The organism is Sphingopyxis sp. JAI128, from assembly GCF_014207235.1.
Classification (GTDB): Bacteria; Pseudomonadota; Alphaproteobacteria; order Sphingomonadales; family Sphingomonadaceae; genus Sphingopyxis.
Genome location: NZ_JACHDA010000007.1, coordinates 163,307 through 176,452, shown reverse-complemented (window position 1 = coordinate 176,452; position 13,146 = coordinate 163,307). Strand labels below are relative to the sequence as shown.

General features: G+C 63.2%; 12 protein-coding genes. 5 read left to right on the top strand and 7 right to left on the bottom strand.

Annotation, left to right across the window (positions count from 1 at the left end; translation table 11 throughout):
• Positions 1 to 139 precede the first annotated feature (139 nt).
• The 4 genes from groL to HDC35_RS16830 form a co-directional block, all read right to left on the bottom strand.
• Positions 140 to 1,783 carry a chaperonin GroEL gene (groL, locus tag HDC35_RS16845; protein ID WP_184648552.1) on the bottom strand — a complete coding sequence of 548 codons (1,644 nt, stop codon included), beginning with the start codon at positions 1,781 to 1,783 and terminating at the stop codon, positions 140 to 142.
• A gap of 63 nt (positions 1,784 to 1,846) precedes the next feature.
• The gene (groES, locus tag HDC35_RS16840; protein ID WP_037554105.1) at positions 1,847 to 2,134 is read right to left on the bottom strand and encodes a co-chaperone GroES; all 288 of its coding nucleotides are present in this window, start codon (positions 2,132 to 2,134) and stop codon (positions 1,847 to 1,849) included.
• Positions 2,135 to 2,268: 134 nt separating this feature from the next.
• Complete coding sequence (locus HDC35_RS16835; protein ID WP_184648551.1) at positions 2,269 to 3,702, bottom strand: MATE family efflux transporter; 1,434 nt, start codon at positions 3,700 to 3,702, stop codon at positions 2,269 to 2,271.
• Positions 3,703 to 3,833: 131 nt separating this feature from the next.
• Positions 3,834 to 4,406: a Pycsar system effector family protein gene (locus HDC35_RS16830; RefSeq protein ID WP_184648550.1), complete on the bottom strand. Its 573-nt coding sequence runs from the start codon at positions 4,404 to 4,406 to the stop codon at positions 3,834 to 3,836.
• A gap of 164 nt (positions 4,407 to 4,570) precedes the next feature.
• On the opposite strand from HDC35_RS16830, the gene HDC35_RS16825 reads away from it, so the two are divergent.
• The 3 genes from HDC35_RS16825 (at position 4,571) to HDC35_RS19890 (ending at position 8,179) form a co-directional block, all read left to right on the top strand.
• Positions 4,571 to 4,807 (top strand): acyl carrier protein, encoded by a 237-nt coding sequence (locus tag HDC35_RS16825; RefSeq protein WP_184648549.1) that lies wholly within the window; start codon positions 4,571 to 4,573, stop codon positions 4,805 to 4,807.
• 95 nt (positions 4,808 to 4,902) lie between these two features.
• On the top strand, positions 4,903 to 6,105 hold the full coding sequence (gene spt, locus HDC35_RS16820; RefSeq protein WP_184648548.1) for a serine palmitoyltransferase: 1,203 nt from the start codon (positions 4,903 to 4,905) through the stop codon (positions 6,103 to 6,105).
• A gap of 103 nt (positions 6,106 to 6,208) precedes the next feature.
• Positions 6,209 to 8,179, top strand: coding sequence for an ATP-binding protein (locus HDC35_RS19890; RefSeq protein ID WP_184648547.1), 1,971 nt, complete (start codon positions 6,209 to 6,211; stop codon positions 8,177 to 8,179).
• 30 nt (positions 8,180 to 8,209) lie between these two features.
• On the opposite strand, the gene HDC35_RS16810 is transcribed toward HDC35_RS19890, so the two are convergent.
• The 3 genes from HDC35_RS16810 to HDC35_RS16800 are packed head-to-tail and all read right to left on the bottom strand — an operon-like array spanning position 8,210 to position 10,530.
• A complete protein-coding gene (locus HDC35_RS16810) occupies positions 8,210 to 9,070 on the bottom strand; it encodes a hypothetical protein (protein ID WP_184648546.1) in 861 nt (286 codons plus the stop codon).
• A 7-nt stretch (positions 9,071 to 9,077) separates the two neighbouring features.
• Positions 9,078 to 10,052, bottom strand: coding sequence for a diacylglycerol kinase family protein (locus tag HDC35_RS16805; RefSeq protein WP_184648545.1), 975 nt, complete (start codon positions 10,050 to 10,052; stop codon positions 9,078 to 9,080).
• 4 nt (positions 10,053 to 10,056) lie between these two features.
• Complete coding sequence (locus HDC35_RS16800) at positions 10,057 to 10,530, bottom strand: DUF2141 domain-containing protein (protein WP_184648544.1); 474 nt, start codon at positions 10,528 to 10,530, stop codon at positions 10,057 to 10,059.
• Positions 10,531 to 10,717: 187 nt separating this feature from the next.
• On the opposite strand from HDC35_RS16800, the gene lptF reads away from it, so the two are divergent.
• Both lptF and lptG read left to right on the top strand, forming a co-directional pair.
• Entirely contained in the window at positions 10,718 to 11,884 is a 1,167-nt protein-coding gene (gene lptF, locus HDC35_RS16795; RefSeq protein ID WP_409437960.1) for an LPS export ABC transporter permease LptF, read from the top strand.
• Entirely contained in the window at positions 11,885 to 12,985 is a 1,101-nt protein-coding gene (gene lptG / locus HDC35_RS16790; protein ID WP_184648542.1) for an LPS export ABC transporter permease LptG, read from the top strand.
• The last annotated feature ends 161 nt before the right edge of the window (positions 12,986 to 13,146 follow it).

The window sequence follows — 13,146 nt, the reverse complement described above, 5'->3', positions numbered from 1 at the left end:
TAGCTAGGTGGCATCGTCTGAACTGGCAATGTCCCGTCGCGCCAATTTCGTCATGTCGGACTTGATCCGAAAAAGCAAAGGGCCGGGGGATTGCTCCCCCGGCCCTCTTTTCGTCGGCTGTGCGCCGAGCGGTTTGGACTTAGAAATCCATGCCGCCCATGCCGCCCATGCCGCCGCCGCCCATGGGCATGGCGGGCTTGTCTTCGGGCGTTTCGGCGATGCCGGCTTCAGTGGTGATCAGCAGACCGGCAACCGAGGCGGCATCCTGCAACGCGGTGCGGACGACCTTCGTCGGGTCGATGACCCCCGCCTTGACCAGGTCTTCATAGACGTCGGTCGAGGCGTTGAAGCCGAAATTGCTGTCGTTCTGGTCGAACAGCTTGCCCGCGACGACACCGCCGTCGAAGCCGGCGTTTTCGGCGATCTGACGAACCGGAGCCTGCAGCGCGCGACGGATGATGTCGATGCCGCGGGTCTGGTCTTCATTGACGCCCGACATGCCGGCCAGAGCCTTGGTCGCATAGAGAAGCGCCGTGCCACCACCGGGGACGATGCCTTCTTCGACCGCAGCGCGGGTCGCGTGGAGCGCGTCGTCGACGCGGTCCTTGCGTTCCTTCACTTCGACTTCCGAAGCGCCGCCAACCTTGATGACCGCAACACCGCCGGCGAGCTTCGCCAGACGTTCCTGCAGCTTTTCCTTGTCATAGTCGCTGGTCGTCGTTTCGATCTGCGCACGGATCTGTTCGACGCGGCCCTTGATCGCGTCATGGTCGCCAGCACCATCGACGATGGTGGTGTTGTCCTTGTCGATCGTGACGCGCTTCGCCTGGCCGAGCATGTTCAGCGTGACCGATTCAAGCTTGATGCCCAGGTCCTCGCTGATCATTTCGCCCTTGGTCAGGATCGCGATGTCCTGCAGCATCGCCTTGCGGCGATCACCGAAGCCCGGTGCCTTGACCGCAGCAACCTTCAGGCCGCCGCGCAGGCGGTTGACGACGAGGGTCGCAAGCGCTTCACCTTCGATGTCCTCGGCGATGATGAGGAGCGGACGGCCCGACTGCACCACGGCTTCGAGGATCGGCAGCATCGACTGGAGGTTCGACAGCTTCTTTTCGAAGATCAGGATGTACGGATCCGAAAGCTCGACGAGCATCTTTTCGGGGTTGGTGATGAAGTAGGGCGACAGGTAACCACGGTCGAACTGCATGCCCTCGACAACGTCGAGCTCGAAATCGAGGCCCTTGGCTTCCTCGACGGTGATCACGCCTTCCTTGCCGACCTTTTCCATCGCTTCGGCGATCTTTTCGCCGACTTCGGTGTCGCCATTGGCCGAGATGATGCCGACCTGGGCGATCTCAGCGTTGCCCGAAACGGGCTTCGACTGCGCCTTGATCGTTTCGACAACCTTGTTAACCGCAAGGTCGATACCGCGCTTCAGGTCCATCGGGTTCATGCCGGCGGCAACCGACTTCATGCCTTCGCGCACGATCGCCTGGGCGAGCACCGTCGCGGTGGTGGTGCCGTCGCCGGCCTTGTCGTTCGCCTTGCTGGCGACTTCGCGCAGCATCTGCGCGCCCATGTTTTCGAACTTGTCCTTGAGTTCGATTTCCTTGGCGACGGTGACGCCGTCCTTGGTGATGCGGGGCGCGCCGAAGCTCTTGTCGATCACGACGTTGCGGCCCTTGGGACCGAGGGTCACCTTCACCGCGTCGGCGAGGGTGTCGACACCCTTCAGGATGCGTTCGCGTGCGTCGCGCGAGAATTTGACGTCTTTAGCAGCCATGTGCTTGTTCCTTTCAAAGGCGCAGAAAACTGCGCAACTTCACTCTCGATTCGATGAAATCGCTCAGGCGATGACGCCGAGGATGTCCGATTCCTTCATGATCAACAGCTCTTCGCCGTCGACCTTGACCTCGGTGCCCGACCACTTGCCGAACAGGATGCGGTCGCCCGCCTTGACGTCGAGCGGCGTGACCTTGCCGTCGTCGGCGCGGGTACCCGAACCGACCGAGACGACTTCGCCTTCCTGCGGTTTTTCCTTGGCGGTGTCGGGGATGATGATGCCGCCGGCCGTCTTTTCTTCGGCTTCGATACGGCGGACGAGCACGCGGTCGTGCAGCGGACGAAATTGCATGGATATCCCTCCAATAGTGCAATGGATGTCGCTTAGCACTCACAGGGCGCGAGTGCTAACAGGCAGGCATATGGGTCGAGGGCATGACAGCGTCAAGACAGGCGCGCGAAATTTTTGGGCGCTCCCGACGGCCTTCAGATGGGGCGCGTGACTGCCGTGTACAACGGCGTCGCCGCGCCGAGCAATCCCAGCCGTTCGCGCTGCATCCAGCGCGCGAGCATCAGCACCGCTACGATGCCGAGCCCCGTGGCAAGGCCGGTCCAGATGCCGACGCCGCCCCAGTCGCGCTCGAACGCCAGCCACGCGCCGACACCGATGCCGATTACCCAATAACCGAACAGTGCGAACAGCATCGGGACGAATGTGTCGTGCAGGCCGCGCAGCATCCCCTGCCCCACGACCTGCGCGCCGTCGGCAATCTGGAACAGCGCCGCGATGATCAGGAAGCTGACCGCAAGCTCGGCGACTTCGGCGTTCGCGGCATTGGTGCGGTCGATGAAAAAACCGGCGAGCGTTCCCGGGATCGCGAGCATGATAAGCGCCATCACCGCCATAAAGCCCGTGCCCATCGCAAAGCTGGTCCAGCCGGCGAGCCGGATATGATCGGCATCGGCCCGGCCATAGCCGATACCGACGCGCACCGTGGCCGCCTGCGCCAGCCCCATCGGCACCATGAAGGTAAGCGAAGCCAGTTGCAGCGCGACCGCGTGCGCCGCGACCGCCGCGGTCGAAATCCAGCCCATCAGCATGACGGCGGCCGAGAAAACGCCCGCCTCGAACGCATGGCTGATCGCGATCGGGGTGCCGATGCGCGTCATCTGGAAAAATCGCGGCCAGTCGCTGCGCCACCAGCGACCGAGCAAATGGTACCGGCGGAACCGCCGGTCGCGATAGACGACGCCGACCATCAGCAGCAGCATGACCATATTGGTCAGCACGCTGCCCACCCCCGCGCCGACGAGACCGAGCGCGGGCATGCCGAACTTGCCGAAAATCAGCGTGTAGTTGAACAGGATGTTGCCCGCGACGCCGACCACGCCGACGACAAGCGACCACATCGGCCGCTCGAGCGCGGCGAGGAAATTTCGGAACGCCAGGGTCGCGAGGAACAGCGGGATCGACCACATATAGGCGCGCACATATTCCTGCGCGAGCGTGGCGAGCACCCGGTCCTGTCCGAGCAGATTCAAGATCGCGCCGGTATTCCAGAGAATCAGCAGCATCGGCACCGCAACGACCGCGACGAGCCACAAGGTCTGGCGAAAGGTGCGCCGGATATCGCGCACCGAATTGGCGCGGCGCCCGATCTCGCTCGCCATCAGCGGCGATGCCCCCATCACCAGCCCCATGCCGAAAATTCCGAGCAGCATCGCGAGGTTGAAACCGAGCGACGCGGCGGCAAGCTGCGTCGGCCCGAGCCACCCGACCATCAGGACATCGGTCGCTCCGATCAGCGACATGGTGAGGTTGGTCAGGACCAGCGGCCAGGCAAGCGCCAGCGTCGCGCGAAATTCGGCGCGAAAACCCTGCGCACGGTGCGCGGTGACGGAGGCTGGCTGGTGCAGCATAGCCGGCCCGGATAAGCGCGCGCGTATGTCTGTTCAAGCGTGGCCGGCGGAACAGGACAAGATTGTTGGCGAGGGGTGGCAGAATGGCAACAGCGCCTCACCATGGCTAAGCCAAAAGGAGGATTATTGCGTCACGACCCCCACAACCGAGCCATCTCGCTCCCGAAGGCGACGAAGGTCAGCGTCAGCCCGACAACGAACAAGCGATAGGCATAGGCAAGATAGCGATATTTGCGCCGCGCGAGCACGATCCCGTTCTGATAGGTGTCGCGCAGCATTGTTTCGTAGATGTCCTCCTCGCTGCGCAGGCGTGCCTTGACCGCAGCGATATAATCGTCCTCGTCCATCTGCGCAAAGCGGCCGAAGAAGAGGATGTTGCTGTGATCCTTTCCGTCGCGGTACACGACCGGCGGCGCCTTTCCCACGCGCGGCAGCACCGCCGAGACCGCGAGCAGCGCCGACAGGAAGGAAAAGGTCGCGAGAATCGTCAGCGGCATCGAGAGGGCGCCGCCGCCCGAGCGCGCCTGCCCGACCGCGAGCGTGAAAACCACGAAGGTCGCGCCCATCAGGATAGATGCCTTCTGGTCGGCCATCTGCGACAATTGCATCGTGATCTGCTGCGTCGTGCGGACGAGATGGACCGCATTCGGAGGAAAGCCCGTTGCCGCCCGCTCGGCCGATGTCGTCTTTTCTGCGCTGTCCATGCCAAGCTGCCCCTGCCCCAATACCCTGTCAGCGCCCCCCACAGCGATGCCACGAAGTCCCGCGAGCGGCAAGATGCTGCCCTGTTCCCGCCGCATTCGCTTGCCAATCGGGAGCCTTCGCGGCATGCCCGCGCGCAACTTCATTCCTCTATGGGACGCACCACATGAGCACCGCCCTTCGCGACCAGATTTTCGGCCTGATCCAACCTTTCAACAAGAAAGGCGTCGAACTGAGCGACGCAACCACCTTTGCCGGCGACCTTGAATGGGACAGCCTGACGGTCATGGACTTCGTCGCCGAGGTCGAAGATACGTTCGATATCATCATCAGCATGAACATGCAGGCCGAGATCGAGAATGTCGGCCAGCTCGTCGCTGCGGTCGAGAAACTGCAGGGCTGAGATACTGTGCGCCCAGGCGAAAGCCGGGGCCCATGCGATATATAGTGCCATCTATCTGGACCCCGGCTTTCGCCGGGGCGCGCGGAAGAACCCAAATGACCGACCTCTTTTCCAAATTCGACCCGCTGATCCAGCAGCGCGAAGCGCTGCTCGCCACCGGCGTCACCGATCCGTTCAGCCTCGTGATGGAAAAAGTGCTCTCGCCCACCGTCGCCATGTGCAACGGGCGCGAGACGATCCTGCTCGGCACCTATAATTATATGGGGATGACCTTCGACGAGGATGTCGTTGCCGCGGGCAAGGATGCGCTCGACAAATTCGGCAGCGGCACGACCGGAAGCCGCGTCCTCAACGGCACCTATCAGGGCCACAAGGTGTGCGAGGACGCGCTCAAGGAATTTTACGCCATGGATCATGCCATGGTGTTTTCGACCGGCTATCAGGCGAATCTGGGCATTATTTCGACGATCGCGGGCAAGGGCGATTATGTCATCCTCGACATCGACAGCCACGCCTCAATCTATGACGGGTGCAAGATGGGCGACGCCGAAATCGTCGCCTTCCGCCACAACGACGTCGAAGCGCTCGAAAAAAGGCTCAAGCGCCTGCCGCCCGAGGCGGGCAAGCTCGTCGTGCTCGAGGGCGTCTATTCGATGCTCGGCGACGTTGCGCCGCTCAAGGAAATGGTCCGCATTTCCAAGGAAAATGGCGCAATGGTGCTGGTCGACGAGGCGCATTCGATGGGCTTCATCGGCGAGCATGGCCGCGGCGTCGCCGAGGCGCAGGGCGTGATCGACGACGTCGACTTCATCATCGGCACCTTTTCGAAGAGCGTCGGAACGGTCGGCGGCTTCTGTGTCTCGAACCATCCGAAGTTCGAGATCATGCGGCTCGTCTGCCGCCCCTATGTGTTCACCGCCTCGCTGCCGCCCAGCGTCGTCGCCACCGCCGCGACGAGCATCCGCAAGCTGATGCACGGGTCGAACAAGCGCGCGCATCTGTGGGAAAATTCGAAAGACCTGCACAAGGGGCTGCGCAACCTCGGCTTTACGCTCGGCACCGACGAGCCGCAGTCGGCGATCATCGCGGTGATCATGCCCGACCTCGAACGCGGCGCGATGATGTGGGAAGCGCTGCTTGAGGAAGGTCTCTATGTGAACCTCGCCCGCCCGCCGGCAACCCCCGCTGGCATGACGCTGCTGCGATGTTCGCTGTGCGCCGAACATTCGAGCGAGCAGGTGAGCGAGATCCTCGACCGTTTCGAGCGCGCCGGCAAACGCACAGGGATTATCGGCTGAACCGGGCCCGCGTGCCGACCAGCGGATTCCTTTTCGCGCCGAGTTGAAGCCATGCACGCTTCGACGCTTTGCTGCGTAAAGCTTGTCCGGTAAAGGGTAGGGCGTGTTCGAGCGGGATATCGACAGCGAAAACGAAAGCCGGAGGGAGCGTATCCGCTTCTGGTCGACGATCGTCCTCGGCGCGATCCTGACCGGTATCGTCGGGGCGCTCGTCGTTCTGCTGTCACGCGCCAACGACAATTACGACCGCTCGCTCGGCTGGCAGACGCAGAGTATGGAGGTCATTTCGCAGACCCGCTCGGTCGATGCCGCGATCGCGCGCGCCGAGGCCGCGCTCGGCCGTTTCGCGGTGGGGCTGCAGAAAGAGGATGGGCGCATCTATGAATATCAATGGGGGCGCGCGCGGCAGTTCCTCGGCCAGTTGCAGCGCAACGTCCGCGACAATCCGAAACAGATGGCGCTGGTCAAACAGCTGACGCGCGAGATGGACAGTCGTGGCGCCCAGCTCGGCGATGCCGCGCTCAGTGCCAACTATAACCAAACGGTCGCCGCCATCTCCAAATTTTACGCCGCCGGCAAAGGCGAAGGGCTCGGCCGGATCGACAAGATATTGAGCGAGATCATCGCCAACGAACGCGCGCTGCTGCGCGAGCGCAATCGCCTGACGGCCGCCGATCGCGCCAGCCTCAATCAGGCGATCCTGCTTTTCTCGCTCCTCGGCGCAACGGCGGCGGTCATTGCGATCGGGGCGACCTTCTCGCTGATCCGCACCGAAGGCGAGCGCCGTCTTGCACGCAATGAACAACTGCTCGAAAGCGACCGGGCGATGCAATTGGCCGCGGCGGTCGAAGAGCGCACCGCCGAGCTCGCGCATGCGAACGACGCGCTGCGCAGCGAGATGATCGAGCGCGAAGCGGCCGAAGCGCAGCTGCGCCAGGCGCAGAAAATGGAGGCCGTCGGCCAGTTGACCGGCGGCATCGCGCACGACTTCAACAATATGCTGGCAGTCGTCGTCGGCGGGCTCGAGCTCGCGCAGCGCTGGCTCCCCGGCAAACCCGAAAAGGCGCAGCGCCACCTCGCCAACGCGCTCGACGGGGCCAATCGCGCCGCCGACCTGACGCGGCGGCTGCTGACCTTCGCACGGTCCGAGCCCGCACGCCCGGAAATGACGATCGTCGACGAGTGTATCGCAAGCTTTGGCGAACTGATCGAGCGGACGATCGGCGACCGGATCGCGCTGACGCTCGACCTTCAGGCCGCGGGGCTCGCCTGCTGGGTCGACCGGCAACAGTTCGAAAATGCGCTGCTGAATCTCGCGGTCAATGCCCGCGATGCGATGAACGGACATGGTTCGCTGACGATCCGGACGATCGACGACGGCGAGGACAAGGCGCTTGCGGTGCAGGTGATCGACACCGGTTGCGGCATGTCGCCCGAAGTGCTCGAACGCGTCTTCGACCCTTTTTACACGACCAAACCCGCTGGCCAAGGCACCGGACTCGGCATGAGCCAGGTCTTTGCCTTTTGCCGCCAGTCGGGCGGGGAGGTGCAGATTTCATCGACCGAGGGCGAAGGCACCAGCGTCGCGATGCTGCTGCCCCTTTGCACGGCACGGCCTGCCGTCGCGGCAGAACCCTCGTCCCGCGAGGTTGCCCGGCCCGCCGCCCCCGCCGATGCACTCAACATCCTTGTCGTCGAGGACGATGCCCGCGTGCTCGCCGCAACGGTCGACGCGGTCAGCGAATTGGGCCATATGGTGGTCGCCTGCGGCAATCCGCTCGAGGCCGAGGCGCTCGTCGAAGGCCGGCTTGCCAAGGGCCAGAGCGGTTTCGACCTGATCCTGTCAGACGTGCTGATGCCCGAGCTGACCGGGCCCGAAATGGTCGCGCAGCTGAAGCAGCGCTGGCCCGAATTGTCCGTCCTGTTCGTGACCGGCTACGCCGGCGACGCGAGCGAAGATGCCGCTTTTGGCGACCATGACGTACTGCGCAAACCTTTCACGCTGACTGCGCTCGACCAGGCAATCCGGCGGAGCGGCGACCACCGCCCCGGCGGGCAGCGGCTAGCGAGTTGAACCCGCCACCCTTTTCCGGCTGAAAAATGCCTAACGGATTGCACCACTCTTCATCAGCCGCGGCACCAGCGTGATCGCGGCGACGAGCGGCCAGCGGCGCTGCCAGGGCTTGATCTCGATCCGCGTTCCGGCATGCCGGTTGATCTTCCACGCGAGATAGTCGATGCCGCCCGCATAAGTCAGGCTGGCCTTCGCAAGCCGCGCGATGCTGAGAAATTTGCCCTCGAGGCGCCGGCGCGTCCAGCCGCCACCCTGCGCGCCCGCCGGGATCGCGGCGATCGCCGGCGCACTGAACCGTTCGTAGCGCACGGCATCGGCATCGACGACCGACTGCGCACGGCCCGACCGTTCGGCGCGCAGTTCGACCGAATAGGTCAGCGAGAAGGCGCGGCGCCACCAGTCGAGCGGCACCTCGCCAGCGACCATCCCCGCCGCCGCGAGCAAGGTCGGCGCGGCGCGCGACACAGCCATGATCGCCCGGTCGCGCGCGGTTTCATCGACCGCCCAGACCAACCGCGACGGCTGCGCGAAGCGCGCCCACACCGACACGTTCCGCGTCTCGGTGCTGTTGAGCCGATCGAAGTCAGCCTCGCTCAGCACCGCATATTTGGCGATCAGCCCGTCATGCTGGAATGGAAAGACGTTCGGCGGGATCAGCCGGTTGGCGATCGCCATCCAGCGCCTGGGATAGGCATCGCTATAATTGGATACGATCAGGTAGAAATCGAGCATCAACCCGTCGAGTTCGCTCATCCGCAGACAACTGCCGTAAAATAGCACCGCGCGCGCGCTGCCCGGATATTGCGCCGCGATCGCCTGCGCCATCGCAGTGACGCGCGGATCGACGGGAACCCCGAGTTCGTCGCGGACGAGATCGATCAATGAAGCCACGGACGGCTCAGGCGGCGAGGCGCAGGAAGGGAACCGGCTGCGTCGAGGTGAGGATGATCGGCGCGCCATTCTTCGCCTGGAAGATTTCGCCGTCGAGGATCACGTTCGACCGTTCGCCTTCGATACGGATTTCATCGCCTTGCTGGAAATGGACGCCATTGAGCTGTTTCTGCCCCAGCGTTCCGCGCCAGGTCGCGCCCAGCATGCGGAACAGCGCGCCGACGCTGCTGTCGGTCGCAAGCAGTTTCATATTGCCGTTCGTTCCATAGGCCTCGCTGGTGCGGATGCTCAGCAGCAATTTCTCGAGCGTCGTGACGATCAACAGCGAGAATTTGCCCTTGAACTCGCCTTGGCGGATCAGCGACACCGTCATCGGCTCGGGCTTGGGCGGCAGGCGCCCGCCGCCGATCCCGAAAATGATCGCGAACAGGCCGAGGATCGCTGCAAGGAAGTGCGACAGGCCATTGGGCAGCCCCAGCGGATAGATGCGATTGCGGCAATAGAGCATCACATCAGCGAGATAGGCGCCGCCGAGGAACATGCCCAGCACCGGGCGTTCCTCGCCGCCACTGTCGAGCGAAATCAGCTGGCGTTCGATCACATGATCTTCCAGATGGCCGCTTTCGACCAGATCGACGACGCGCTGCAGCGCCTTGATCGGATCCCCTTCGGCGCCGAGGTCGAGCGCGATCAAATTGGTCTTGCCATTGGGAAGCACCGCTACCGGCGGCGGCGATCCGCCGAAATGGCCGCCCGAGTAAATTTCGGTCAGCGCAGCCTGCACCGTTCCGTCGCCGCCGTTGATGACGACCACGCGCGGAGCGACCATCGCCATCGTGCGAATGGCCTTTTCGATCTGGTCGACATCCTCGACCTCATAATGAAAAATATCGGGGTGCGCCGCGCAATATTCGCGAACCCGCGGCAGCAGGGCACGGTTGCCTGTCGATCGTGGATTCGAAAGGAGCGCGACGCTGGCCATATCTTTACATATATTTCATCGTGATGGAGATCGCCTTGGGCGCATCCCCCACCGAAAAAGCCGTCTTTTTGTAACTCGGCTTGCCGAGGTTGAAGATGTTGATGCTGGGATTGTTCGACATCCCGCCGCCGTCCGAGCGCAGATCCGTCTTGCCATTGCCATTGACGTCATGACGCACGGCAATGCCATAGACGCCCGCTTCAGGCAGCGGCACGCAGACCGTCATCTTTCCGGCGCGCGCCGGCACTTCGACACGGGCGAGCCAGCGGCCCTTTTCAAGCCAGTCGGCCGCCGTGCCGCGATAGCTTTGCACGCGAATCTTGCCGGACGACGCCTTGACGCCGCTGATTTCGACCAGCGTCGACGGACCGCTTCTGCACTTCGACAGATCGTTCGAGATGACCCGACCTTCCGCCTGCGCCGATGCGGCAAAAGCCAGCACGGAAACGCCAAGCAGCGCGGATACAAATTTCGACATGACCTAAAAACCTCCAGAGGCTATAGCCGTGCCAGCATTCGCTGAAGCGCGTGCCGACACGGGTCCCTGTCGCCCTTGAATCGGCATATCGGAAACAACTGCGGCCAAAACATGGTGATGGGGCGACGAAAGATTGAATAAGCTGCCTGCCATCGACCGCTATATCGCGCGGCTCATTTTTTTCCCCATGCTTGGTACGCTGGTCCTGTCGGCGATGCTGCTGGTGCTGGAAAAGATGCTCCGTCTGTTCGACTTCGTCGCCACCGAAGGCGGCCCGGTCAGCGTCGTCTGGCGCATGCTCGCCAACCTCATCCCCGAATATCTCTCGCTGGGTATCCCTATCGGCCTGATGCTCGGAATTCTCCTTGCGTTCCGGCGGCTTGCGACATCGAGCGAACTCGACGTGCTCAAGGGTGTGGGGATGAGTTTCGGGCGGTTGATGCGCGTGCCCTACGCCTATGCCATCGCGCTCGCCGCGCTCAATCTGGCGATCGTCGGCTTCATCCAGCCGGTGGCGCGCTACGCTTATGAAGGCTTGCAGTTCGAGCTGCGTTCGGGTGCGCTTGGCGCTTCGATCAAGGTCGGCGAATTCACCAAATTGGGTGACCGCATGACGCTCAGGATCGAAGAAAGCTACGACGACGGGCGCAGCCTGCGCGGCATTTTCGTGCGCGGCGAGCAGAAGGATGGGCAGCGCGTGTCGGCGACGGCGGCGCGCGGACAGTTCCTTGCGACCGACGACCCGAACACGATCATCCTGCGCCTCTCGCAGGGAGTCCTGATCCATGAATCGCCCAAATTTGCGGTGCCCCGCGTCCTGACCTTCGACAATCACGATCTGCCGATCCCGCTGCCCAAGATCGAGGCGTTCCGCACCCGCGGCGGCGCCGATCGCGAAATGACGATTCCCGAGCTGTTCGTCGCCGGTAAAGACCAGAGCCAGCCAGAACAGACGCGGCTCGAATCGCGCGCCAATTTCCATTTCCGCATCGTCGAAGTGATGTCGATGTTCCTGATCCCGCTGATGGCGATCGCGCTCGCTATCCCGCCAAAAAGATCGACCTCGTCGCTGGGCGTCTTCCTGTCGATCGTGCTGCTGGTGACGCAGCACAAGATCAACCAATATGCCGAGGATCTTGGCGCACGCGGCACCATCGACCCGCTGATCGCGCTCTGGGTTCCCCTCCTCCTTTTCGCGGCGCTGGCGATCTGGATGTATTATACCGTTGCACATGTCCCCGGCGGCCAGCCGATCGGCGCGCTCGAACGTGTCGCGGCCAAGGCGGCGCAAAAGATCCGCGGAATGCTCACGATGTTTCAGCGCAAAAATCCCGCGGCGGAGCGCGTGACCTAAATGCACCAGCTTCACTTTTTCCCGTCGCGTACGATGGCGCTCTATGTCGGGCGCCTCTTCCTCGTCCGCTCCTTCTCGATCCTCTTCGCGCTGGTGCTGATCCTCCAGACGCTCGATCTGCTTGGTGAAAGCGGAAAAATCCTGGGCGTTGCCGGCAACAGCGACGCTGACGTCTGGCGTTATGTCGGCATGCGATTGCCGCAAATCGTCGAGACCTTCCTGCCCTTTTCCGTGCTGCTCGGCACGATATTGACGATGGTGACGCTGAACCAGAACAGCGAAGTCATCGCGATGAAGGCGTCGGGCATGTCGGCGCATCAGGTGCTCGCGCCGCTGTTCCTCGCCGCGCTGCTCGTCGCGGCGATCAGCTTTGCGTTCAACGAGCGCATCGTCACGCGATCGACCGCGGCGCTGAGCGCATGGCAAAAGGTCGAATATAAAAAGGTGCCGAAGGACAGCGGCATACGCACGAACATCTGGGTGCGCGACGGTGACGATCTGATCAACGCGACGACGGTCGATACCAGCGGCCCGACGATCACCCTTGGTTATCTGACCATCTATGAACGCACACAGGGCGTATTGTCGTCGATGCTGTCGGCCGACAGCGCGCGCGCGGTCGCGGGGGGCGGCTGGGAACTGACCAATGCGCGGCGCTTCATGCGCCGTTCGGGCACGCTCGAACCGCTCGGCAATATCGGTGCGATGAAAAATGTGCGGCCCGACCAGTTCACGCTGGCACAGGTTGACGGTGACGAGCTACCCTTCCTGAAGCTCAAGGCCGCGATTGACGATCTCGAGGCGGCGGGCCGGCCGGTCGACGCGCTGAAGGGCGTGTTGTGGCACAAGATTTCGGGGCCGCTGTCGGCGATTTTGATGCCGCTATTGGGCGCGGTCGCGGCGTTCGGGCTCGCGCGATCGGGCAAGCTGTTCGTTCGCGCGATCATCGGTATGGCCCTGGGCTTCGCCTATTTCGTCGCCGACAATTTCGCGCTCGCGATGGGCGACCTCGGCGCCTACTCGCCCTTTCTCGCGGCGTGGGGACCGTTCATCCTGTTCGCGCTGATCGGCGAGATGATCTTGATCCGCACCGAGGAATAGAGCCGGCATCAGCCGCTGGCCTGAAGCGGCCGTTCCCACACTTCGTCATCCCGCAAAAACGGGGACCCAGAGCGTGCGTCGGCGGACCCCACACTGGGTTCCCGCTTTCGCGGCAGTGACGAGTATTGGATATGTCCCCCCACCTGCGCCGACATCATGTG